The organism is Brevibacillus sp. 1238 (assembly GCF_029892995.1).
Taxonomy (GTDB): Bacteria; Bacillota; Bacilli; order Brevibacillales; family Brevibacillaceae; genus Brevibacillus; species Brevibacillus parabrevis.
In genome coordinates, this window is the sequence record NZ_JARXWC010000004.1 from 487,178 (window position 1) to 511,973 (window position 24,796).

Sequence of the window (24,796 nt, forward strand, 5' to 3'; positions counted from 1 at the left end):
CTCTCTCCTCTCTAGCGAATCATGCCCGCCTGCCGAAATACGTGAAAGACGACCGATTCCAGCGATTGCTCCGCTTCGATCTCTGTGTAAGCGATGCCTCTTCCGTAGGCAAAAGCAGCCAGCTCCTGGCGAAAATCGCGCAAGCTTTTCGCGTACTCGGCCAGCAACAAGGCAGTCATCGATGCTTCTTTTGCCTGTCCGGTCTCGGCGTCGATCAACCGCAGCTCGCCTGCGTAATCCGGCTGCCGTTCCTCCTGGGAAAGTACCTGCACAAGCGTCACCTCTTGCCGCGCCGCCTGCAAGTAGGCCAGCCCTTCCGCGTAGCCGTCCGGGAACAAAAAATCGGAAAGCACGATCGAAATACCTGCTTTGCCGCGAACTGCTCCAGGCTGGCGGAGTGCGCCATGCAAATCCCCCGGGCCGCCTTCCCCGATCGCCGATAAAAAGGAAAGCAGCCGATGCGCCTGACCTTTGCCCTGCAACCCTTGCAAGGACGCTACGATGCGGTGATCGAATGCGTAGACGGATACGTGATCGAGGTGGCACAGCGACAAGTACCCCAAAGCCGCGGCAATCTGCACCGAGCGCGACAGCTTGCTCGGCTGCCCGTAGCCCATGGAGCGGCTGCAATCGATATACAAGCTCACGTGAAGCTCGGTTTCATCCAAATACTTTTTCAAAAACAGCTTGCCGGAGCGCGCATACGCATTCCAGTCCAACTGGCGCAAGTCGTCTCCCGGCACGTACGCCCGGAAGTCGGCAAACTCCATCGAGCTGCCCAGCTGTCTGGCCCGTCTCTTTCCCGCATGGCTGCCGCTGACGGCTTTCCTGGTGGCAAGCTGCATCCGTTCCAGTCTGGCAAGCCATGCCGGGTCAAGCAGGTGCTGACTCATGCTTTCTGCCCCGACAGCGCGTCCAAAATATCGCGGATGATCTGATCGGCCCGCACTCCGCTCGCCTCGCCTTCAAAATTGAGGAAAATGCGATGGCGAAGGGCTGGCAAAGCTACCGCTTCCACGTCCTCGTAGGCGAGATTGTAGCGCCCGGAAAGCAGCGCCCGCACTTTTGCCAGGGAGACGATTGCCTGCACCCCGCGCGGCCCTGCCCCGTTTCGCACGTACTGATTGACAGAAGCGACAGCCCGCTCGCCAGGGTGAGTCGCAAGCAGCAAGTTGACAGCATAGTCCAGCACCGCATCTGCCACCAAAATGTCGCGGGCGGCCTGCTGAATTTGCCCGATTTGCTCGCCGGATGCCACCTTTTCTACCGGAATCGCTTGCCCGGTCGTCGTGCGCTGTACGATTGCCTTCAGTTCGTCAGCTGTCGGGTACGGCACGTCGATTTTCAGCAAAAAGCGGTCCATCTGGGCCTCGGGCAGCGGATAAGTCCCTTCTTGCTCCAGCGGGTTTTGTGTCGCCAAAACGAAGAACGGCGCAGGCAGCGGTCGAGTGACGCCCCCTGCGGAAACCGTGCGCTCCTGCATGGCCTCAAGCAGCGCGCTCTGCGTCTTCGGTGTTGCCCGGTTGATTTCATCGGCGAGTACGACATGGGCAAAAATCGGTCCGTGCTGGAACTGGAACGACTGCTGCCCCGTCTCGTCCACGAGAAGAATGTTTGTCCCTGTAATATCAGTCGGCATCAAATCAGGAGTGAACTGGATGCGTTGAAAAGACAGTTCAAAAGCTTGCGACAAAGTTTTCACGAGCAGCGTCTTCCCCAGACCGGGTACGCCCTCCAAAAGAGCATGGCCTCCCGCGAACACCGCCCACAAAAGTTGCTCGACGACGTCTTTTTGTCCCACCAATACTTTTCCGATCTCTTGTCTGACTAGCTCTACTCTCTGCAAGCAATCTTCTAGCGTTTGCTGTGCCATAGCCGCGCCCTCCTTTTCTAAGGCTCAATTTTGCTGAAATAGTCTTTGACGATATCTTGATAGTCGCCGGGAATCGTGCCTTTTTCCATGCTCTCGCGGGCGAACTGCTCGTACTGGCCGTACACTTCCTCATACGGCAGCGTTCCGCCGGAGGTCACCTGTGTCTGGCTGCTTTGCTGCGACTGGGAAGGACCTGCTCCCAAAGGGCCGCCTACCGTTTCGGAAGGGCCATTTTCCCCGCCGATGCGGCTGGTCGGAATCGTGACCAGCTCGTGCTTTCCTGCGCCCAGTCCGGCTCCCGGCCCTTGACCGTTTCCGTTTCCGCTTCCGCCGCCTGCTCCGGCGCCATTTCCCGAACCATTGCCCGCACCGTTCCCGGCCCCTTTTCCTGAGCCGTTGCCTTGACCTGCTCCTGTGTTGCCGTTTGCAGGCGGATTCGCCTGATTCGTCTGATTGGCCGCAGCGTTCGCATTGGCTGACGCTCCGCTGCCCGTTGCTGCCTGGTTGTTTCCCGGGGTAGTCGACGCAGGGACTGCCTGGCCTGCTCCGGTTCCACTCGCCCCGTTATTGCTTCCGGCAGCTGCGGCGCTTGCCAGCGTCATCTGCGACTGAGTGAGCGAAGCTGCCGCCTGGGAGGCCGCGAGCATCGCCTGCTGGGACTGCTGGGTTGCTCCCATCGCTTGCAGCAGGCTGTTTTCCAGCGCCTTCATCGCTTCCGGGTCTTGCCCGGCTGCGATTTCCTTGGCGGCCTGTGCCAGTTGGTTGGCCGTATCCGCCAGCTCTTGCGCATTGGCGGATTCCGCGTCCTTTTTCAACTGTTCTGCGGCTTTTTCCAGTTCCCGGGCCAGCTCAGCCCGCTCCTGTTCTTTCATCTTTTCCAGCTCTTTTGCCATCTCGGCAAGCGCCGTTTTCAATGCTTCGCGATCGCTTTTGGCCAACGCGTCGGCCACTGATTTTGTCGACTTCTGGCTGCCGAGACTGCGTTGCAAGCTTTGCAGCGATGCTGTCTTGTTCTGCTCCGCTGCCCGCAGTTTTTCCAGCTGCTTTTCTGCCGCCCGCAGCGCGTTGAGCCGTCCGGCGGGATCGCCTGCTTTGGCGATGCTCTTCTTCGCTTGCTCCAGCATCTCTTCCAGCTGTTTCTTCTGAGCCTCGCTCAACCCTTCATTTGCTTTCGTTTTCGCCTTGATTTCCTCGATTTCTTTTTCCACCTTGGCGATTGCCTGTTTTGCCTGCTCCATCTGAAGAAGCCGCACATCTTGCGGATTGGACCAAACCAGGAGCAGCAAGCACAGCAAAAGCAAACCGCCTGTGACGAACAACCTGTTTTTCAGCCCGGCCCAAACGCGAATGCTCTCGATGATGTCCGGCAAGTTTTTGCGCAAATGCCGCAGCGCATCTTCCCGCTGCATGACCGCGACGGAGGAGGTGCTTTCGCGATGCTCCCACGCCGTCTCCACGCGCTGGGCAAGCCCGTTGCCGTCTGCCGCCTGCGCACTCTTTTGCCAAGTCGTTTGTCGCCACTTCGTGCTCATCCAGCCAATCGCCAGCCCTAGAGGAAACATGGCTACCGACAGCCACGCGTAATACGGGATCGGCCAAAAACGGGCAACGAGGAGAAGCAGTCCGCTTCCCCCCGCCCCCCACAAGCCGTACAACGTGATTTGTTGGATCAGTACCTGGTTTTGCAGCTTTCTGCGCACTGGCTTCAGCAGCGACTTCAGCTCATTGTCCGGTTTCGCGGTAAACATGGCTTACTGCTCCCCGGCTGACGCCTTGCGCTTCCGTCCGCGCACAGGCTGGATGAAGTAAATCGCAAGCAACAGGCAAACAACAGTCAATCCCCCATAAAACAGGCAGTAATTCCAAAATGGATCGACATTCGCCCAAAAGCTCTGGGCGTTGGTGAAGCTGCTCAAATCCTGGACAGGCCCTTCTTCAAAAATGTTCAGCATGGCAAACACCGGGTTGATGCTGTGCAACAGATCGGGCCAGATGGAGTTCGGCGGAGAAGTCACCTGATTCATCCGATTTTGATAACGGATGAACTGGCGAATAATTTCCGCCAGCACGCTTGTGCCGATCGCCACACCGAATACGACTGCATAACTGACGACCGTGGCGATTCCCGTCCGTTTGATCAAGGTCGATATAAGTACGCCGATGCTGCCGACTACCAGCATGGTAACGACGTAGAAGCCGAACACTTTGATCAGTTGCAGCGGAGACACCCCGCCATACAAAAAGACAATCGCATACAGCGGGATGGTGGCGAACACGAGAAACATCATGAAGCTGAGCGAAGCCAGCCATTTTCCCAAAATCAGCCTCGTGGCGCTTATGTTTGTCGTCAGCAGGATGCTCAGCGTCTGCCGTTCGCGCTCTCCCGAGATTACCCCTGCGGTCAGACCCGGAACGAGAAAGCCGATCATGCCGAGTTGAAAGATCGACAGCATCATGAACAGCTCCCGCGTCTCGCCAGGCTTGTAGTAGCTGCCGCCATTCGTCATGAAAAAGATGGCGAGCAACGTCATAGTTCCCAACACCAGCAAGTAAAACAAAATGATCCACGGGGCGCGGTTCGTCCGCATCCGCAATTTCCATTCGTTGAATAACACAGGGTTGCGCAATCTTCTCAGGACGTTCATGAGCCCACCCCTTTCGTAATTTCCAAAAAGATGTCTTCCAGATCGCCCACCGCTTCGTTGAAGGCTGCCACCGGATAACCAGCTGTCGTCAGTTCCCGCAACAGTTCCACCTGCTGCTCGTCGTTTCCGGCAAACCCGGCGACAACCCAGCTTCCTTCGCGCGTTACGCTCGTGATCACAGGCATTTCACGCAACCGCGTCATCGCTTCCTCAAGCTGGCCAGTCAAGCGAATGCGCAGCACGCGTTGCTCCTGCATTTTCGCGTAAATCTCATCGACTCGTCCAAATGCGACGAGATTCCCTTCTTCAATCACCCCGATGACATCGCACATCTCTGCCAGCTCAGGCAAAATGTGCGAGCTGATGATGATCGTCTTGCCCATATCGCGCAGTTCCTTCAAAATCTCGCGCAGCTCGATCCGCGCCCGCGGGTCCAAACCGGAGGCGGGCTCGTCGAGAATCAGCACTTCCGGGTTGTGCACCAGGGAGCGGGCCAGCCCAAGCCGCTGCTTCATCCCCCGCGACAACGAATCAACGTACGCGTCGCGCTTGTGGCTGAGATTGACCAGATCGAGCAGTTGCGGAATGATCTGTTTTCTTTCCGCAGCCGGAATATCGTAGTTCGCACCGTAAAAGTCCAGGTACTCCTCTGCCGTCAAGTTGTCGTAGACGCCGAAAAAGTCCGGCATGTAGCCGATCAGTTTGCGGACTTCCTTCGGGTGACTCGTCACCTCGTAGCCGCCCACGTACGCTTTGCCGCTCGTAGGAGCAAGCAAGGTAGCCAAAATGGACATGGTCGTAGATTTTCCTGCCCCATTCGGGCCGACGAAACCGAAAACCGTGCCCTTTTCAATGTCCATTGTCAGGCCCTTCAACGCCTGCATTTTCCCGTAGCTCTTTTGCAAATTGCGAATTTGGATCACTGCTGGCTCACCTTCCCTTCCACGCTCACATTCGGAATGCCGATATGGCGTTCATCAGGCAGCTGATGGGCAAACTTGATGCGCATCATGCCTTCTGCCGACACATACAGGGCAGCCTTGTCGCCTGACATGACGGTGTTGTTGAACGCTTTTTCAAACGGCTCGTAAGCTTTTGCCTTCCAGTTGTACACTTCCTTGGAAAATGACGTGTTGTCATCCGACCAGGTGTACAAATACACGTTTGTGATCTTCAGCTTCTTGTTTTCCTGACTCAGATTGAAGTCAAAGGTAATGTCTCCTGCCGGCAAGCGGTAGCCGTCCCCTTCATCGCCAACCGGAACGGAGCTGCCCGACATCGTGACATCGAATGTACCTGTCGGATAGTAGACATGTCCGTCTTTGGAAGGCTGCACCTTCAGTTCGGAAGTAATTAGTGTAAGGCTCTCCAGCTTGGTGTTTTCGTTTTGCACGACAGCATCGACAACCGACTGATTGGTCCAGCCTGCGATTCTCACGATTTCGTTCTGATTGTTTCTGCGATCAGTCATTTCCAGCATTTCGATCATGACTTGCTCACGCGTCTGCTCTGTTTGAATGGAGCGCAGATGCGCAGGCAGCGCCGTCGTAGCGTACGATTGACGATTGCTCCATCTCGCCTGGGCTGCTGGCTGGAACGGCAGATTGACTTCAATGCTTGCTCCAGGTGCCAGCTCGCTAATTTCCTGCACTTGGTTACCGGAAAAAATCGTCAAATCGCGCAGGGCAAACTTGGTCTTGTTCGTAACCGTTCCTGTTAAGGCTCCTTCTTTGTAAGACAAGTTCGACTCAAAGCTGCCTGCATCGGAAATCGTATGCTCTGTCGCCACTTTGCGCGTCGACCAAAATTCTACGTCGCGGAACTGAATATCCGTTTGATCCGCCTGGGTGGAAGTCCAGATTTTAGGAATCACATCTGTCCGCTCCCGATCTGCAAGCGGTTGGGCTTGTCCTTGCCCTTTTACAGTCAGGCGATACTCACCGTTTCTTGGCACAAAAAAGGAGGTAAGCCCGTTTACTTTTGCCTGTCCATCGTTTTGCAGCTGGACGAAGCTCACTTGATGGACGAGGACGCCCGTACCACGCTGCAAAGCGCCAAACGAGAAAATCCCGATCCCCGTGAGAATCGCCAAAGCTGGCACGATGCCCCACATGTAGCTTTGTTTGCGCCATGCCCGCAAAATGAAAAACAAAATAGGTCCGGCAATCAGGGCATATATCCCGAACAACAGGGCAAACCAGCTTACTTCCGGAATTTTCAGGTCCGGATTCATATCTGATGCTTCGCGCAGCGGCCAAATGCCGTCAAGCGAAGACGACTTGAAGTCGCCGAGCGAGGAACCAAACGCTTTGATTAAAAGGTCAGACCAGAAGCGGCTGTTCCCGGCCCAACTGGCGACAGGCTCCTCCGCCAGATCGTAGGCTGCGTACAGCACTTTGCCCTCCCCTACGTTATGTACGACAAACAGCGGGATTGTTCCCTCGCTGTACAGCACTTTCCCGGCTTTTACTGTACCGTTGCTGACCGTAAACGGAGCCGTCAGCTCAACGGGCTTCGTTTTATCCGTCTTCAAGTTGGCCAGCGAAGTCACGCTCGTAGTCCCGGTCACTTCCACAGGAGAAAGGTCAGCGAGCGCTCCTGCGGTTTTCTTGTACTGGGCACCACCTGCCAGAACGAGCTTGCCCCCGGCTTTTGTCCAGTCGCGTATCGCCTGAATTTGCTGCTCATTCAACGAATCCAGGGCAAAATTGTTCAGGATCAGCATGTTGAGCATTTGCAGCTGCACGCCAGAAGTCGGAACATTCTCCGGCTTCATCGGCACTGCTTTCGCCGGATTCGGAAACGTGTCCCGCGGCAGCGCCGAGAGGAAATTCGCGGTATCTGCGTTTTGCCCCAGCACCCCGATCATTACCATATCGTTACTGTAGCTTTGACCATTCAAGGGCGCTTGCGCTACGATCTTGTCGTTTACCATCATGGCTACATACGTACTGTTGTACAGCTCTGAACCAGGCACCATGATCGTTACTTGCTTGGTCACGCCTTTGGCAATCGACACTGGCTGGTAATAGGCGGCGGAATACTGATTGTTCCCTCTGTTCCCCGTCGCTACCATCAGGTTGCCTTCCGTATCAGCGCCTCCATTTGTTACAGTCACCACAATCGGCACTTGCCCTGCTTCCTTGTACGCGCCATCGATCCCTGCGCTCACCCTTAGCTGGATCGTGCCCTCTGCCAGAGCGACCGCCCCTTGGTGCGCAGGTCCCAACACCAGCAGCAACAGGAGCGCGAACATGGAAAGCAGCCATCGCTTGCCCTTCACCATTTTCATTCCCTCAATACCTCCATGGTCAATTCGTTTGCAGTCTATTCGTCTTTTTCATACAAATTAAGACGCGATTGACGGGAAAAAAGCTACAGTTAATTTTGCACAGGGGAACGATTGGCCTTCATCGCAGGTGGAGTGTATGCAAAAAGCTGCCCCGCACGGAAAGGAGGCAGCTTTTCGTCTCATGCTTCGACTCTGGTTGTGTCGTACTCGGAATCGCGAATCCGGGTCGGATCGAACATGTCCGCGATTGCCTGATGCACATGCGCCGGATGCTCGGCAAGCCTGTGGCACAAGTACAAGTACCACTCGGTTCCATACGTCAAATACACCCGCACGGGCAGCCCCTTTTTGCGCAGCTCGCGGGCCAATTCGGGCCGCACGCCGTAGAGCAGTTCCAGCTCCACATTCGGCCGCTGCAAGTAACCTCGCTCACAGAGGGCAGCCACAATCGCCTGGTCATGCGTTGCCAATGCGCAGTCGTGACCAGCCTCCACGCACCGCTCAGCCAGTTGCAAATACCGCTCGTTCAGCTCCGGCGACCTCGGCAGCGCCAGTTGTTGCGGCTCCTGGAACGCTCCTTTGACGAGGCGAATTTTTCCTGGCAGATGCAGCAGTCGCTTGAGATCGTCCACGGAGCGGTGCAGATGGGCCTGAAGCGTGATGCCTACGTTAGCGTGGCGCTCTGTCAGGCGCTCGTATATTTGCAAAATCGCCTCGGTTTTCTCCGACTCCTCCATGCTGATCATCAAATACTGCCCGTGCGCTTTGGCGCATTCCGCCATTTCCTTTACGTGTTCCAGCGCGGTCTTCGGCTGAATCAACAGCCCCAGATGCGAGAGATCAAACGAAATGTTGGCAGCGGTGTCCAGCCGGGAACAGTCTTTCGCTACCTGCAAAAATTCCCGCTTGGCAAGCTGTGCCGTTGCTTCGTCCAGCGTATTTTCCCCGATGTACTCGATGGATGTCTGATAGCCCCACTGCTTTAGTTTGGCGGCAACATGCATCGCTTCTTCACGAGTCTCGCCCGTTACATAGCGCTTCGCGGCGGATAAAAGCAGCTTGTACAACTGGGGGGTGCTTTGGACAAATTGCTTGATGCTCTCATCCCGGGCGATGGTTTTCAATACGTGGGCAGTCTGCTTTTCCTGGTTGTTCACATGCACTCTCTCCTTTGACTGGGCAATCTTCTCTTCCCTCACCCTAACATGATAAGCTGGAGACGATCAGATCCAGTTTGGGCCTGTTTGGACAGGACCAGTTGGAAAGGAGGCGCATTCGCCATGCTATGGGTGCCCATCGATCGGGACAAGCCGATTCCTTTGACCCGGCAAATTTATACAGAATTTCGCGACAAAATATTGCGCGGCGACTGGGCAGCCGGCTTCAAGCTGCCTTCCACCCGAAAAATGGCGCAAGAGCTGCGCATTTCCCGAAATGTCGCGATCGAAGCCTACGACCAGCTTTTCGCTGAAGGATATATCGAAAGCAGACAAGGCTCGGGCTATTTTGTCGCCGCAGGCATTTATTTGGAGCAGTTCGCTCGCGGACAGGAACGACCGCTCCCCTCGGCAGGCGATCAGCCGGAGCACCTCATTGATTTTCGTTCAGGCGTGCCTGCGCTCGAACAATTTCCCCGCAGCTTGTGGGGCAAAACCGTACAACAGGTGTGCCACGATGCCCCCTTGTCGGCTTTCGGCTACAATCGGCCCGAGGGACGCGCTGAGCTACGCGATGTACTGAGCCGCTATCTGTACCGGACGCGCGGCGTGCAATGCACTCCTGAGCAAATCGTCATGACCTCCGGCGCGACTCAGGCGCTTACTTTGATTGCCAAAGTTTTGCTGAACCGCGAAAGCTGCGTGCTCATCGAAGACCCGATCACCCAGGATATCCAGTCGATCTTCACCTCGACAGGAGCCAGACTTTGTCCGGTTCCCGTTGACGAGTACGGCATGAACATGCACAGTCTGCCTTCGCCACTCGCTGGCAGCAGACCCCGTTTTGCCTTTGTGACGCCATCCCACCAGTTTCCGCTCGGCACTACGCTGACGATCCAGCGGCGAATCCAGCTGATCCAATACGCGCGCTCAGTCGATTGCTACATCGTCGAGGACGATTACGACAGCGAATTTCGCTATGAGAGCCCGCCCATCAGCTCGATCCAGGGGTTGGCCCCCGAGCGGGTAATCTACATCGGCTCCTTCAGCAAAATATTGTCGCCTGGCCTGCGCCTCGGCTACCTTGTCCTGCCGGAAACATTGGTCGAGCGGTATCACAAAGCCAAATGGCTGTCCGACCTGCACACGCCTTCGCTCGAACAGCTCGCTCTCGGTCGCTTCATCGAGGAAGGCCATCTGGAAAAGTACATCAGCAAAATGAAAAAGCTGTACAAAAAACGGCGCCAATGCCTGATAGAGGCGCTGCGCCGCACGTTTGCCGATCGCGCCACCATCTGGGGAGAAGCTGCCGGGCTGCACATCGTCGCTGCTTTTGACGGCATCTCCTTTACACCGGATGTCTTGACTGCACTGGAAGCTGCTGGCGTGCGCGTCTACCCTGTGGAGGAACATGCGATTGGGAAAGGCAGACATGAAGACAAGATTGTGATTGGGTACGGCAATGTTTCCGAGGACGGCATAGAAGAAGGTGTCCGCAGAATGGGAATCGTTCTCAGCCGTTGACCTGCAACGGACCAAGCCATGCAGCCCCGCATTGAAAAAAGCCAATCTCCCGCTAATGTGGAAGATTGGCTCTTTTTAAGAGAGAAATTACCAATGACGACGGCCGCAGCATTGGGGCGGACAGTTGCGGCAACGGTCAGGACATCTGCGTCTGCGGTTCCAGCCTTGCGAGCTTCCTCCGCCGCGATGATCCCAGCCAGGAGGGCGTTGACCATCCCGCTGCCATGGATAATAGGAAGATTGCCCAGTCGAAGAAGAATACGAGGACTGCCATTGCGAACTTTGATAATTCATGCTGTCGCCTTCTTTCCTCTTGTTTTTGGATGACTATATGTATATATGCCAGAGGAGGTAAAGCCGCATAGACAACTATCTTTCCCAGAGGAAAAATCAGGTATCTACCTATGTTTTCTACTACCTTTCCCAGCTGCATGCCTAAGACGCCTGACGCGCCAAAAGGCAAAAAACCGGAACATTCCCCGCTTGGAATGTCCGGCTTTTTGCTGGATTCGCCCTTGTTATCCTATGATTTTGCCCACAGTTCTCTGCGGGAGGTAGTGACAGAGGTCGCACCTGCCTGCAAAGCCCGATCCACGTCTTCCTTCGTACGGATGAAGCCTCCTGCGATGATCGGGATACGGGTCCGCTCCATGATCTCCTCGATCAAATGCGGGATAATCCCCGGCAGCACTTCCACGTAATCCGGTTTCGTCCGCTCCAACTGCGTAAGGCTGCTGTCCAATGCCATCGTATCGATCAGGAAAAGACGCTGGATGGAAATCAGCCCTTTTTTCTTCGCGGCCAAAACCACACTGTTTCTCGTCGTGATGATTCCGTCAGGCTGCACTTCCTGCGCAAGAAATTCCATCGCATACTCATCCGACTTCAATCCGTCGATGAGGTCGGCGTGAATGAGCAGTTTTTTTCCAAACGCTCTCGCCCGCTTGCCCAAAGGCTTTACTTGCGCCACATGGGCGTTCAGCAAAATAATGCGTTCGTAGCACGTCTCCATCAGCTCGTCAAATTCTTTCAGTGTTCGGGCAGCCGGAAGAATAGGCTGATTAATCTGGTTGGCCAATCAGGAGTCACCCCTATTGAAATGTTTTGGCTAGATGGTATTCCTCGGCAAAAGCTTTCAAGTCCCGGTCTTTTTGCTCTGCGTCCGCATGCAGCTTGTTGGCCAGCTCGTCGGCCACCATCGGGTATATGCTTTCCAATGAATCGCGTTCAAAAAACAGTCGGCCTGTGCGACGGATCAAAAAGTCGCTGACAGTCATGACCATTTCTTCTTCCAGTGCGTAGTGCAGCTCAGCCAAAAGCAGCGCTTCCGCCGCCGACTGTGTCTCGTTGTTGGCAATGTATTCAAGACACGCCGTTACTATTTTTTCGCTATTGCTGCCGAACTTTCCTACAAGAACGCGAATTTGCTCTTCCGAGATGCCAAAATCGCGCACTCGCTCTGCTTGCTTTTTCACATAGGCAGGGATCATTTTCCCGGAGGCGAACTCGCCGCCCGACAGCACGATTGTGTCCGTTTGGCACGGCTTGAACGATCTTCCTTCTTCTGTCGTCAACTGTTTGGCGACTACGTCCACGATGCGCTCTGCCATCTTGCGGAAGCCAGTCAGCTTGCCGCCCGCAATCGTGATCAGGCCGCTTTTGGAATAAAAAATCTCGTCCTTGCGCGACAGCTCGGAAGGCGATTTGCCATCCTCGTGAATCAGCGGTCGCAGCCCCGCCCAGCTGGAGCTGACATCCTGCTCGGTCAGTTTGGCAGTCGGGAACATTTCGTTGGCGGCGCGAAGCACGTACTCCATATCTTCACGCGTCACCGTCGGGCGCTCCAGCACTCCCTGGTAGTTCGTGTCTGTCGTGCCGATATACGTGCTGTTATTCCTTGGAATCGCAAACAGCATGCGTCCGTCGGAGACATCGAAGTAAACGGATTGTTTGAGCGGCAGTCGGTTGTACGGAACAACGAGGTGGACGCCTTTGGTCAGGTGCAGTCTTTTGCCGTACAAGGAACGGTCTTTTTCCCTGAGTTGATCGACCCATGGACCTGCGGCGTTGACGATTTTTTTCGCGTACAGCTCGTATTCGCTGCCGGACAGCAAATCTTTCGCACGAATGCCTGTCACTTTGCCGTTCTCGTAAATAAACTCGGTTGCCTCCGTGTAGTTTGTGCACAAAGCCCCGTGCGCGCGCGCTGTCTTCATGACTTCGACCGTCAGACGGGCATCGTCGGTGCGGTATTCGAAGTACAGTCCGCCGCCTTTTAAAATATCCGTGCGCAAAAGCGGCTCTGCTTCCATCGTCCGCTGTTTGTTCAGCATGATGCGGCGCTCTTTGCGCTCGACGCCCGCCAACACATCGTAAATGTACAAGCCGACGGACGTAGCCAGCTTGCCGTACGTCCCTTTTTCCACGATCGGCAAGATCATTTTTTCCGGAATGACGATGTGCGGAGCATTGCGATACAAAATGGCGCGCTCTCTGCCCACCTCGCGCACGAGCTGCACATCGCCCTGCTTCAAGTAACGCAATCCTCCGTGGACGAGCTTGGTCGAACGGCTGCTCGTACCTGCGGCAAAGTCTTGCTTTTCTACCAGTCCTACGGTAAGTCCGCGCGAAGCGGCGTCAAGGGCAATCCCCGCTCCGGTGACGCCTCCTCCGATGATTAAAAGATCGAGGCGCTTGCTCGCCATTTCTTCCAGACATGCCTGACGCGTAAATGATGACAATTTTCGTTGAGCGTTCATCGTTGATCTCATCCTTTCTGACGAAAAAACAAAAAACAGCCAATATCCAAAAGAAGCAACGACATTGTCCATTGCCCTTTTGATACTGGCTGTCTCCACGGTCTCCACAGCAAATGATTAACTTATCTTTACTCTATTCCTCTTTGGCGCAAAAATCAATGCCTAATCTTGTAACCCATCGTCGCCTTGACAGCCTGCTTCCAGCCCTCGTACAACTCCTGGCGTTTTTCCTCGGCCAGATCAGGCACAAACGAACGCTCGACGACTTTGTTGTGCACGATGTCTTCCTTGCTGTTCCAGTAGCCGACAGCAAGCCCTGCCAAGTAAGCAGCACCGAGTGCAGTCGTCTCGTTGACGCGCGGGCGCTCTACTTCTGTCGCCAAAATATCGGACTGGAACTGCATCAGGAAGTTGTTGGCTACCGCTCCGCCATCAACAGCCAGCTTTTGCAGCTTGATCCCGGAATCGGCTTCCATCGCTTCCAGCACGTCACGCGTTTGATACGCCAACGATTCCAGGGCAGCGCGAATCAGATGATCCTCGGTCGTACCGCGAGTCAAACCGAAGATCGCTCCTCTTGCCTCCATGTCCCAGTATGGCGCTCCCAAACCGACGAAGGCCGGAACCATGTATACTCCATCCGTGCTGTCTACTGCCATTGCATGCTTTTCCGAGTCGGATGACTTTTCGATCAGCTTCAGTCCGTCGCGCAGCCATTGAATCGCCGCGCCCGCCACGAAAATGCTGCCTTCCAGCGCATACTCGACTTTGCCGTCTACTCCCCAGGCAATCGTCGTCAACAGCCCGTTTTTCGAAGCAACCGCCTTTTCACCTGTGTTCATCAGCATGAAGCAACCTGTGCCGTACGTATTTTTCGCAGCGCCCTCGGAGAAGCACGCCTGCCCGAACAAGGCAGCCTGCTGATCGCCCGCGATTCCGGCAATCGGGATCTGCACCTGGAACACTTTTTCATCGGTGTAGCCGTACAACTCGCTGGATGGGCAGACGCGCGGCAGCATCGCTTTCGGAACGTGCAGCATGGCGAGCAGCTCGTCGTCCCACTCCAGCGTGTGAATGTTGAACATCAATGTGCGCGAAGCATTGGAATAGTCGGTCACGTGCACGTTGCCGTTTGTCAGCTTCCAGATCAGCCACGTATCGATCGTGCCGAACAGCAGGTCGCCGCGCTCTGCTTTTTCTCTCGCACCTTCCACGTGTTCGAGCATCCACGCTACTTTTGTTCCAGAAAAATACGCGTCGATCAACAGTCCGGTTTTTTCCCGCACGGTTTGCTCGTAACCTTGCTCCTTGAGCTGGTTGCAAATATCGATGGTCTGTCTGCTCTGCCAAACAATCGCATTGTAGATCGGCTTTCCGGTGTGACGATCCCAGACAACGGTCGTTTCCCGCTGGTTCGTGATCCCGATGCCCGCGATTTGCTCCGGCTTCACGTGATTTTCCAACAATACCGCTTTCAATACTTCCAATTGCGACTCCCAAATTTCCTCCGCGTTGTGCTCCACCCAACCCGGCTTCGGATAAATTTGCGTGAACTCTTTCTGGGCAACCCCGATGATTGCACCGGATTTATCGAATAAAATAGCGCGAGAGCTTGTCGTTCCTTGGTCGAGCGAAAGCATATATTTGTTGTCCATAGCGGCTATTCCTCCTTATAATAGAAGCATCGGATCTTTTCTATTTAGCTACAGGCAGGGTATTTTCCCTGCTTCTTTTTTTATGGGTGAAAACTTCTATATCGTCAATGCGATTGGGAACGCGCCCGGTCTGTCACCAGACGTTCTTTGCCAGTCGCACTTGCTGCATTCGATTTTTTGCTGGCAGCGCCTACGGCTATGGCGATGACCATAAATACAGCCAAGCCTACAACCCCTGTCAAGCTGTGATCAGTGAACGTCCATTTGTAAAAGAACGCGCCGCCCACTGCTCCGATGATCGGACCGACAACCGGAATCCACGCATATCCCCAGTTGGAATGACCTTTGCCATGAATCGGCAGCAGGGCGTGCGCGATGCGCGGCCCCAGGTCGCGGGCAGGGTTGATCGCGTAACCAGTCGTTCCGCCGAGAGACAAGCCGATTGCCACGATGAGGAAACCGACGACAAACGGATTCAATCCTTCTGCAAATTTATTCGCTCCAATCGCCAGAAGACCAAGCACGAGGAAGAAAGTACCTAAAATTTCGCTAAACAAGTTGGCTACTGTGTTTGGAATCGCTGGACCTGTGGCAAAAATCCCCAATTTGGCTGCTGCGTCATCTGTTTCGCGCCAATGCGGGTAGTAAAAAATCCAGACGAAAGTCGCTCCCATAAATGCCCCGATCAGTTGCGCGATGACGTAGCCCGGCACCTGCTCCCACGGAAATTGACCGATGCTGGCCAGTGCGATCGTAAGCGCCGGATTGAGATGCGCGCCGCTAATGCTGCCTACGGCGTAAGCACCGCATGCGACTGCAAGACCCCAGCCGAGCGTGATGACAATCCAGCCTCCATTTTGCGAGTATGCCTTTTTCAAGCTTTGGCCGGCGCATACACCTGCCCCCAAAATGATCAGGATCATCGTCCCGATCAACTCTCCTACGTAAACAGACATGTCCCTTACCCCCTTATTTGGAAAACACCTTGTTCCAAGAGACTGCACATCGCGTCGCGGGCAACCCAATTTCGAAGCGCTTACATTTCGCCCAACTCCTTTGCGTCGTTTATGGAGAAAACAAAAAAGCCAATACTCGCAAAAATGCAGGGCGCTGCCCTCTTTTTGCAAATATTAGCTGATCTCCCAATCTCCACAGCACTATTAACTTATGTCCTACTATATAGTGGACATATAAAATCTGTCAAGAATCCGTTTTCTTTTCAATCGCAGCTTTTTTGGTTCATGGCTGGCTTTGCGCTTCGCACTGCGGCTTGCAGCCTTTTCGCCCCACGCTTTCCGCCCTTAGAAAGCCCGGCAGAAAAAACAGGGGATAGATCAGCAAAAACAAGTTCGGCAACCACCACGACCAGTCGAAGTCAGCCTTGAACGCCCAAAAGGCGATCGCCTGCAAGCCGGAGCACGATGTGAGCACGAGCGAAACGATGGCGAGCGGCTTCCAGCTGTCGCTCCCCCTCCGGTAGCTGTAGAGGCTCGCGAACCCCGTGAGCGAAACCAGCATATCCAGAGGAAAAAAGGACAAGTTCCACGCCACTAGGTTCGGATCGCGATAATCCTGGTACATGTACTCCGCAGGCAACAGCCCGAAAAACACAATCGCCCAGTAGACGATGAAAGCCACATCCGTCAGCCAGAAAAACCAGAACAGCTTGGGCTTCGCTCTGCTCATTTAGCCGTCAATCCTCCGTCCTGCTGCGCTTTTGCAGGCTCTTGGGCATGTGCGCCGTCACCGAGATTCAGCAGGACGCAGCCCGCAATAATCAACCCGACCGCCACCATCTTTTTCACGGTAAAGGCATCCTTGAAGATGATGACACCGATCAGGGCAATAATCGCCGTGCCCAGCCCGGACCAGATCGCATAGGCAGTGCCCACCTCCATCTCTTTGAGCGCGAGGCTCAACGAGGAAAAGCACAGCACGTAAAAAACAAACATCAACACAGTAGGGATCGGCTTGCTCAGCCCTTCCGACAGCTTCATGGAAGTCGTTCCCGCTACCTCCAGCAAAATCGCCAGCAGCAAATACACCCAACTCATTCTCCCTGATCCCCTTTCTCCGCTGACGAAGCCAGCACACCGCCGAGCAAAATATCGATAATCGCGTCCAACGCTTCCGCGATTGTCATCTGGTAGCTGGCTGACAATTGTTGGTCAATCAACTGTTCGAGCGCACCTGTGTACATCAAAATCAGGATGGGCAGCTGAACGCGGCGGAACACGCCTGCCTCGATGCCTTGCTCCAAAAGCACGCGGACATGCTCCCACTCTTCTTGGTAAACCTCTTCAATCATTTGCCACTGCGCAGGATAATAGCGCTTCAACTCGTACCAGACGCGCAAGTCCGTCCTGGAAAATCCGCCCGGCACCAAAGCCAGCAGCTCGCGCATTTTTTCCTGCAAACCGAGGTTTGGATCGTACAAAATCCGGTCTTCTTCGGCCTTCAATTCCTCGATGCTATCCGCAATGATCCTCTCGATGAGCGCTTCCTTGGAGGGAAAACTTGCGTACAGCGTCTTTGTGCTGATTCCCGCCCGGCGAGCCAAATCGGCCATCGTAAAACGGATGCCTCTCGTTTCGATTTCCTGCTGGGCGCATTGTAAAATTCGCTCTTGCATGTTCAGGAAAGCTCCTCTCGAAAACTCAGGAAAATATTTTGTTTTCTATATTTTCCTGTGACTACAACAAGTAGCATACTTGCCTGCTTCCTTGTTGTCAACTTGTCAACTGTCGCCAAACCACGCCTGGCACAAAGCTGCAATTCCCGGTTCGATCTGGTCGAGGGCAATGCCTGAGAAGCCGAGGAAAAATTCTTTGGGCATGTCCGCAGGCGGCTTGAGCCATGTAAAAGCCGCAGAAGACGCCCGCACTCCCGCCTGAATCGCCAGCCGTTTCAGCTCTTCTTCCGACCGCTCGCTGTAGACGCGCAGCAATACGTGGAATCCGGCATCTGCTCCGATCACAGCAGCCCGCTCGCCAAAATGCTTTTGAACGGCTGCCAGCAGGGCATCGTGCTTTTTCCGGTACAGGCTGCGCATTTTGCGGACGTGCTTTTCCAGATGGCCGTTTTGCATGAATGCTTCCATCGCGCGTTGATGCAGCCGCGACGCTGACTGCTCCAGCAAAGTGTCGCGCAGCAAGGTGTAGTAGACATCCAGCAAGGAGCTTGGCAAAACGATGTACCAGATGCCGAGCGCAGGCGCCATGACTTGCGCGAAGCCGCCCATGTAGATGACATTATTTTGCGGCAACAGCCCTTGCAGCGCAGGAATCGGCCTGCCGTGGTAGCGAAACTCGCCGTCGTAGTCGTCTTCGATGATGTACCCGTTGACGTTTTGCGCCCACTCCAACAGCTGCAACCGCTTGGAGACAGGCATGATCATCCCGCGCGGATATTGGTGCGAGGGAGAAACGACGGCGAGCCGCACCTGCGACTCGTACAGCTCGGAAACATCGATCCCGTCCTCCGTGAGTGAAATCGGCACCGTCTCATATCCATGCTGGCGGAATGTATTGGCATAGAGCAGGTAGCCCGGATTTTCCACGCCGATGCGCTCCAACTGCGGCTTGAGCATCAGACAGATGAGCGAAAGCAGCCCGAACTGATCGGCTCCAACGACGATTTGATCCGGCGAACAGGTTACTCCGCGATACCTGTGCAAATAATCGGCGATTTGCCGACGCAGCCCCGGCTCGCCCTGCGGATCTCCATAGAACAAATCTTCTTCCCGCGCCGGGCACAGTAGTTGATTGTACAATCGGCGCCAGAGCGTGTACGGAAAAAGAGAAAAATCGTTTTGCGACATATGAAAATCGTATTGGTAGTTTCGTGCATCACGCACAGTCGGTCGGTTCCATCCTAAGTGTTCATGCTGCCTTTTTTCTTTTGGCGAAAATTCGGGATCGGGCAGCTTTTCCACGAAGTAGCCGCTGCGCGGTCTGCTCTGAATGAATCCTTCGGCGAGCAACTGCTGGTAGGCCATTTCTACAGGTGTCGTGCTCAGGCCAAGCGAATCTGCCAGCTTGCGGACGGAAGGAAGGCGAACTTTTTCCGCCAGTCTGCCCGCAATGATTTCGTTTTTGATATACGTGTACAGCTGCACATATTGCGGCTCGTTTGTCGCTTCGTTCCATTTGGGTGTCAACAGCAGCATCGTGTATGCTCCCTCATCTGTCCTTTTGTTTTTTAGCAAACTGTGCATTTTCAAGTATACACTTGTCCACTATGCTGTTAAAAAGCGAATCTGGCAAGGAGGACAGCAAACATGTCTACTCATAACGAATACAGCGCCCCCGTCCGTTTTCTGGTGGGAAAACGCGTCTATCTCCGCCCTCTTGGACAGGACGATGTGGACTTTTACTATCATTCGCTCTACAGCAGCGATACACGCAAATTGACAGGCACGCAAAAGCACTTTACCCGCGAGCAAATCGAGCAATATTTTGAGAGCAAAAGGCACGATTCTACCAGCGTGCTGCTTGCGATCGCCTTGTGCGAAAACGATGAGGTGATTGGCGACGTTCAGCTCGGCGATATCGATCCTTTCAACCGCAACGCCTACATTCGCATTGCCATCCATCAACCCGCCTACCAGAGCAAAGGCTACGGCAGTGAAGCGCTGCTGTTGATGCTCGACTACGGGTTTGGCATTCTCAATCTGCACCGGATCGAGCTGAACGTTTTCGCCTACAATGAGCGGGCGATCCACACTTATGAAAAGCTCGGCTTCCAGCACGAAGGCGTGCAGCGTCAAGCGCTCTATTACAACCACGCTTATCACGATTCGATCCTGATGTCCATGCTGGCTGAGGAGTATCGGGGGAGATATGTTAAATAAAACGGCAAGACCCTCCAATCAGAGGGTCTGTTTTTCATTAAACGGTCATGAGCGTTTTTTAGCGGCTGTTTTGTTTTGTGCAGGATTCATCTACTTGCTGTTGAAACGTGAAAAGATCGTAAATATTATAAAATCAAGCGTATCTGGCAGAAAAGGAGCTTTTATGAAAAGGAACTTCCTTGTCTCTATCTTTTTGACGCTGCTTCTTCTGACTCAACTGAGCGGATGCAGTAACGAAGCAGCCTCTTTTCAACAAACCGACAGTGCTGTGACGGAAGTGGGGGAAGCACTAACCTTTGTCTTTGACTCAAAAGAATATGATTTACCCATCAATCAAATTCAAGTCCTGCAAGATTATTTGAACGAGTACACCCCCGAAGAGCAACGGATTGAAATTGATCGGATTGTCGTCAAGCCACTCTGGTCGGGAACAAACGGGTTGTTTGCCGATGTGGCCTACGCCTGCGGCACTAAATTATGCAGTCATATTCTGGTCCACCTACAAGGCGACAATGTCAAAAGTCTTCCGTTAGAACCTTCCAGCATCTTTCAGCAAGCGATTTTATCGCCTGACGAAAAGTACGCAGCGATCCTCCTTGGCAGAAACGAGGGGAATGAAGTGATTCGGCATCATCTGTCGATCATCGATTTGAGGAAGCTGGAGCTGCTTCCGATCCACAAAGCCGAGGAAAAACTGCAACCGCTGCTATCACCGGAGTCTTTTGAGCTGCCCATCACGGATTTGGCATGGGTCGACGGGCACACGCTGGAAATATCGGTACCGATGCTGACTGATTTTTCGTACGAAGCGGTCGCCAAATGGTTCAAGGAAGACGGGCCAGTAACGAAGCTTCGTTTTGACATAGAAAACTGAGAAAAGGCCTCCCCCGGTTTGGGAAGGAGGCTGGTTTTTTTATCGGAAAGCTACACTTTTTAGCTAATGCTTCTGCTGATCCCGTAGTCGCTGTTTACCTGATAGCTGCTGTTTTACCCAGTAGCTACTGCTTACCGATAGCTGCTGCTTTCCCGACAGAGCCTACCATTATTGCGCTATTTACATTTCTTCCTGCTCATCCGACCAATCCAAAAACCCGGACAAAAGGCTCTCCTGCTCCACCGCATTTCCCTGCATTTTCGCTTGCAGGCGGTGGATCCGTTTTTGGTAGGCGGCTGCTTCTGCTTGGGTACGGTTTCGCAGCAAGGTGCCCCGCTTTTTCCACTGCTCGTAAGCTTGCCGCGTATAGCGCAATGCTTTTTCCGCATCGCCCAGTTGATGCTCGCACAGCTTCGCCGCCTCGATGTACACCTCTTCCGGGACGTAGCCGGACGACGCTATGCACGCTTCCCAGACCGTCAACGCTTGCTGCCAGTTCTTTTGCTTTTTGTACAAATGGCCGATGGCGAGCTTGGCCCGGTTGCTCCAGACATGGTCGCTATCCGCAACCAGGCGGTAGCCCGCCATGGCCGCTTCCTGGTCCCCCAGTGCATCGTACCATCTGGCAATTTCAAATCGTTCCGCAACAGAAATGTCGTTGCCCGGCTGATCTGTCAACAGCCGGGTCATGTGAATGTACAGCGTGATCAGCGAAAGAACGTCTGTCTCGTTGTGCCGCAGCACCCCTTCGATCACGTCAGGGTCTTGCGAATGCAAAAAGTCAAAGTACCGTACAGGAGCCAAAAAGCCTGGCAAATCATCTTCGCGAAAAACGTCCAGCTTTTCCTGCTCGATGATTCCCAAGCGACACGATTCCAGCTCAGCCTTCCACAGCCTTCTGGCTCCGTGCAGCAAGTCGAGATGACCGAACGTCGGCAAGGCGGGAACCTGATCGCGCACCAGCGTATGCCTCGTCCGCACCTGCGGCCAGTCAAACGATTTCCCGTTGAACGTCACCAGATGCGAAGACTTTTGCGCCTGTTCGAGAAACGACTGGTACAGAGTCGCTTCCGCATACGGAGCCGGAAGGAAATGCTGGCGGACAATAACTTCTTCCCCTTCCAGACGACTGTAACCAAGCAAAAAGACGGCATTCCCGGCGCCGCCGGACAGCCCGGTTGTCTCCGTATCAAAAAACAGCAACTCGTCCGCTTTTTTGCCCGCTGCGGACAATGGATGCTCTCTGCCGGAAGCTTCCCAGATAGCGATTGCCTCGTTCAACTGGGAAAAAGTGTACGCCCCGTGGCGTTGCCCGATCGGATAGCGAACCTCGCGAATCATGACATGCTCGTCTTCCCAAAAGTAGGGGAACGCCTGCATTCTGCTCCATTTGTCTGCAAAAGGAATCGGCAGTTTCCCTGCTTGTGCGGGAATGGCAGAAAGTGATTCTGAGTCAGCGGGACTTGATGCGGTAACTTCTTCCTCTGCGGACATCTTAGTCGTTTTTGGTGCTCTGGCTGATTCTTCGGTCGTTTCGAACGCTCCAGCTACTTCAGCCGATGCCTTAGCCGCAACGGACACTCTGGTTGCCTCTGCTGACACCTCGGCTGTTTCGAGCACTCCGTCTGCTTTGGCCGACACCTCGGCTGTTTCGAGCACTCCGTCTGCTTTGGCCGCCAATCCCGCAGCCGACTGCCCCTGCGCTTCCTCAGCTGCCCTCGCTGCGGCGGACGACGCCCTTTTTTCCGAATCCAGCGCCATATGTCCCTTCATCCGTTGCAGCTTGGATTTAAGAGACATATGTGCTTCCTCCCTGAGCGATGCGCAGCAAGGTCATCGCCAGCTCCTTGCTGCCGTCATCAGTCGCCCCTACGCAGGAAGGACAGCCGGATGTACACGGACAAAAGCTGATCAGCTGCTGCGCCTGCGTGAGAATCGTCTCCATTTCCTTGTACACTTGCTCGGATAGCCCGATGCCGCCCGGATAGCGGTCGTACAGGAAAATCGTCGGCTCTTGAGAATGCACAGCCTTGCGCTGGGGAATCACATGCAAGTCCATCGGGTCACACATGACAAAAAGTGGCGCTACGTGCTGCAATACGTGGGCCAGTCCAACCAGCCCCCGCTCCACGTCCTCCGTCCCGATCTCTGCAAGCAGCGAGTCGGAAAAACCGATCCACGCTGCGTTCGTGTGCAGCTCCTCCTCAGGCAAATGAATCGGCCCCGAACCGATATTTTCATGCGTCTCAAACTTGATTTTCTTGAAAATCGTCGCCATGGCGTGCACCGAGACTTCGCCGTAGGCAACGACACTCTGCCCGTGGTGGCGCGTCTGGTCCTGCTCCAGCACTTTCAGCTGCACCGCCAGATTGGCGTCTGTATAATAGTCGACCTGCACTTCCCGGACGTACGCTTTCTTTTCCTCGTAGTCCAGCTTTTCCACCTGGTACTGCGTTCCCTGGTGCAAATAAATCGCTTCGTCATGCAAAAGCGTCATCGAGCTGAACCGGTCCATTTCCCCGATGACCCGCTCGTTGCCGCGTTCGCTAATATCGATGATGACCACGTTTTCCTGGGATGCCGAGCGCAGACTGATGTTGTGTGCTGGGAATGAATCGTTCATCCAGAACCATTTGCCGCGAGAGTAGTGCAGCACTTGCTCCTCAGTCAAAAATTCCAGCACTTCCGTGATTTCCGCGCGACCGAACGTATCCCCTTTGCTAAAAGGCAGCTCGTACGCCGCGCATTTCAGATGATCGACCAAAATAATCAGGTTGTCAGGGTTGATCCGTGCCGTCTCCGGACTCCGATCGAAAAAATACTCGGGGTGGGCGATCACGTATTGATCCAGCGGAGTCGAGCTGCCGACCATAATGACCGCCGACTCTCCTTGCCGTCTGCCTGCCCGTCCCGCCTGCTGCCACGTACTCGCCACCGAGCCTGGATACCCGGTAATGACGCACGCCTGGAGCTGCCCGATGTCCACCCCAAGCTCCAGCGCATTCGTGCTAACAACTCCCATGATGTCGCCATTGCGCAGGCCGCGCTCAATCTCCCTGCGCTGACTAGGCAAATAGCCGCCGCGATATCCTTGAATCGTTTTCGGGCCGAGCTTGCGCTTGATCAGCTCCTGCAAATACGTCAGCAAAATTTCCACCCGGACACGGCTGCGCGCAAACAAAATCGTCTGGATGCCATTGGTCAAAAACTGCTCGGTAATATCCCGCGCCTCCAATGTGGCGCTTCGCCGGATGTTCAGCTGACGGTTGACCACTGGCGGATTGTAGAACACAAAATGCTTGATTCCCGACGGCGCGCCGTTGTTATCGACCAGCTCTACCTGCTCCTCTGTCAACGCTTCCGCCAGCTCTCGCGGATTGGCGATCGTAGCCGACGTGCAGATGAATTGCGGCGTGCTGCCGTAAAAGGCGCAAATCCGTTTCAGGCGGCGAATCACGTTGGCGACGTGGCTTCCAAAGACGCCGCGGTATGTATGCAGTTCGTCGATGACGATGTATTTCAAATGCTCGAAAAAAGAAACCCATTTGGTGTGATGGGGCAAAATGGCTGAATGCAGCATGTCCGGGTTGGTGATGACGATGTTGCCCGCTTTGCGCACCATTTGCCGGATGTTGGCAGGAGTGTCGCCATCGTACGTCTCCGACTTGATGGCCAGCCCCATTTCGCCAATCAGCTCGTGCAGCTCCGCTTTCTGGTCCTGGGCGAGCGCTTTGGTCGGAAACAGGTAAAGCGCGCGGGCTTGTGTGTCTTCGGCCAGCGTCTGCAAAATCGGCAGATGGTAGCACATGCTTTTCCCCGATGCAGTCGGCGTGACAGCCACGATATGCTTGCCTCCGCGCACATGGCGAAACGACGTCTCCTGGTGCGTGTACAAAGAACTGATCCCTCTTCGCGTCAGCGCATCCTGAATACGCGCATCCATCTCCTGCGGAAACGGAACCGCTTTGGCCTCGCGTGCCGGAATCACCCGCCAGTGGGCGATATTGTCCCGAAAACGCTCGTCTGTTTTCAACTGCTCCAAAATACTTGCCATATCTTTTTTCATCTTCACCAGGCTCACCTTCTTGCCCTTATTCTACGAATGGACGTTCGGGATGTAAACCCCTATAGCTGTTTTGGCCGAAGCGACTTTCGCGAGAAACAT

The 24,796-nt window shown here is 54.6% G+C and carries 20 protein-coding genes; 3 read left to right on the forward strand and 17 right to left on the reverse strand.

The window, feature by feature from the left end; genetic code table 11:
- Window positions 1-11 precede the first annotated feature (11 nt).
- The 7 genes from M2298_RS13270 to M2298_RS13300 all read right to left on the reverse strand — a co-directional run bounded on the left by M2298_RS13270 (window position 12) and on the right by M2298_RS13300 (window position 8,967).
- Window positions 12-893, reverse strand: a complete 882-nt coding sequence (locus M2298_RS13270) for a DUF58 domain-containing protein (protein ID WP_242774300.1) — start codon at window positions 891-893, stop codon at window positions 12-14.
- Complete coding sequence (locus M2298_RS13275; protein WP_122966381.1) at window positions 890-1,873, reverse strand: AAA family ATPase; 984 nt, start codon at window positions 1,871-1,873, stop codon at window positions 890-892. The genes M2298_RS13270 and M2298_RS13275 overlap by 4 nt, the downstream gene beginning before the upstream one ends.
- A gap of 17 nt (window positions 1,874-1,890) precedes the next feature.
- Window positions 1,891-3,621, reverse strand: a complete 1,731-nt coding sequence (locus tag M2298_RS13280) for a coiled-coil domain-containing protein (RefSeq protein WP_280648610.1) — start codon at window positions 3,619-3,621, stop codon at window positions 1,891-1,893.
- Between the two features lie 3 nt (window positions 3,622-3,624).
- Window positions 3,625-4,518, reverse strand: a complete 894-nt coding sequence (locus M2298_RS13285; protein ID WP_122966383.1) for an ABC transporter permease — start codon at window positions 4,516-4,518, stop codon at window positions 3,625-3,627.
- Window positions 4,515-5,441: an ABC transporter ATP-binding protein gene (locus M2298_RS13290; RefSeq protein WP_122966384.1), complete on the reverse strand. Its 927-nt coding sequence runs from the start codon at window positions 5,439-5,441 to the stop codon at window positions 4,515-4,517. The genes M2298_RS13285 and M2298_RS13290 overlap by 4 nt, the downstream gene beginning before the upstream one ends.
- Window positions 5,438-7,810: a DUF7408 domain-containing protein gene (locus M2298_RS13295; RefSeq protein ID WP_280648611.1), complete on the reverse strand. Its 2,373-nt coding sequence runs from the start codon at window positions 7,808-7,810 to the stop codon at window positions 5,438-5,440. The genes M2298_RS13290 and M2298_RS13295 overlap by 4 nt, the downstream gene beginning before the upstream one ends.
- A 179-nt stretch (window positions 7,811-7,989) precedes the next feature.
- Entirely contained in the window at window positions 7,990-8,967 is a 978-nt protein-coding gene (locus M2298_RS13300; RefSeq protein ID WP_122966386.1) for a proline dehydrogenase family protein, read from the reverse strand.
- Window positions 8,968-9,090: 123 nt separating this feature from the next.
- Between M2298_RS13300 and pdxR (M2298_RS13305) the strand changes: the two genes are divergently transcribed.
- Entirely contained in the window at window positions 9,091-10,491 is a 1,401-nt protein-coding gene (gene pdxR, locus M2298_RS13305) for a MocR-like pyridoxine biosynthesis transcription factor PdxR (protein ID WP_122966387.1), read from the forward strand.
- Window positions 10,492-11,014: 523 nt separating this feature from the next.
- Here the strand turns inward: pdxR (M2298_RS13305) and M2298_RS13310 are convergent.
- The 8 genes from M2298_RS13310 to pdxR (M2298_RS13345) form a co-directional block, all read right to left on the reverse strand.
- Complete coding sequence (locus tag M2298_RS13310) at window positions 11,015-11,569, reverse strand: glycerol-3-phosphate responsive antiterminator (protein ID WP_274874387.1); 555 nt, start codon at window positions 11,567-11,569, stop codon at window positions 11,015-11,017.
- A 13-nt stretch (window positions 11,570-11,582) separates the two neighbouring features.
- Complete coding sequence (locus tag M2298_RS13315) at window positions 11,583-13,250, reverse strand: glycerol-3-phosphate dehydrogenase/oxidase (protein WP_122966390.1); 1,668 nt, start codon at window positions 13,248-13,250, stop codon at window positions 11,583-11,585.
- A 155-nt stretch (window positions 13,251-13,405) separates the two neighbouring features.
- Window positions 13,406-14,905, reverse strand: coding sequence for a glycerol kinase GlpK (gene glpK, locus M2298_RS13320; protein WP_122966391.1), 1,500 nt, complete (start codon window positions 14,903-14,905; stop codon window positions 13,406-13,408).
- 104 nt (window positions 14,906-15,009) lie between these two features.
- Window positions 15,010-15,861 (reverse strand): MIP/aquaporin family protein, encoded by an 852-nt coding sequence (locus M2298_RS13325; RefSeq protein ID WP_122966392.1) that lies wholly within the window; start codon window positions 15,859-15,861, stop codon window positions 15,010-15,012.
- A 283-nt stretch (window positions 15,862-16,144) separates the two neighbouring features.
- Entirely contained in the window at window positions 16,145-16,591 is a 447-nt protein-coding gene (locus M2298_RS13330) for a YvaD family protein (protein WP_173596641.1), read from the reverse strand.
- Window positions 16,588-16,959 carry a DMT family transporter gene (locus tag M2298_RS13335; RefSeq protein WP_173596640.1) on the reverse strand — a complete coding sequence of 124 codons (372 nt, stop codon included), beginning with the start codon at window positions 16,957-16,959 and terminating at the stop codon, window positions 16,588-16,590. Before M2298_RS13335 ends, M2298_RS13330 begins: the two co-directional genes overlap by 4 nt.
- Window positions 16,956-17,537, reverse strand: coding sequence for a TetR/AcrR family transcriptional regulator (locus tag M2298_RS13340; protein WP_173596639.1), 582 nt, complete (start codon window positions 17,535-17,537; stop codon window positions 16,956-16,958). Before M2298_RS13340 ends, M2298_RS13335 begins: the two co-directional genes overlap by 4 nt.
- 105 nt (window positions 17,538-17,642) lie before the next feature.
- On the reverse strand, window positions 17,643-19,070 hold the full coding sequence (gene pdxR, locus M2298_RS13345) for a MocR-like pyridoxine biosynthesis transcription factor PdxR (protein ID WP_063231729.1): 1,428 nt from the start codon (window positions 19,068-19,070) through the stop codon (window positions 17,643-17,645).
- A 114-nt stretch (window positions 19,071-19,184) separates the two neighbouring features.
- Between pdxR (M2298_RS13345) and M2298_RS13350 the strand changes: the two genes are divergently transcribed.
- The gene (locus tag M2298_RS13350; protein ID WP_274874388.1) at window positions 19,185-19,757 is read left to right on the forward strand and encodes a GNAT family N-acetyltransferase; all 573 of its coding nucleotides are present in this window, start codon (window positions 19,185-19,187) and stop codon (window positions 19,755-19,757) included.
- Window positions 19,747-20,631 carry a hypothetical protein gene (locus M2298_RS13355; protein ID WP_274874389.1) on the forward strand — a complete coding sequence of 295 codons (885 nt, stop codon included), beginning with the start codon at window positions 19,747-19,749 and terminating at the stop codon, window positions 20,629-20,631. The genes M2298_RS13350 and M2298_RS13355 overlap by 11 nt, the downstream gene beginning before the upstream one ends.
- 180 nt (window positions 20,632-20,811) lie before the next feature.
- On the opposite strand, the gene M2298_RS13360 is transcribed toward M2298_RS13355, so the two are convergent.
- Entirely contained in the window at window positions 20,812-22,431 is a 1,620-nt protein-coding gene (locus M2298_RS13360) for a ribonuclease H-like domain-containing protein (protein ID WP_415858090.1), read from the reverse strand.
- Complete coding sequence (locus M2298_RS13365) at window positions 22,421-24,703, reverse strand: DEAD/DEAH box helicase (RefSeq protein ID WP_217022177.1); 2,283 nt, start codon at window positions 24,701-24,703, stop codon at window positions 22,421-22,423. Before M2298_RS13365 ends, M2298_RS13360 begins: the two co-directional genes overlap by 11 nt.
- Between the last annotated feature and the right edge of the window lie 93 nt (window positions 24,704-24,796).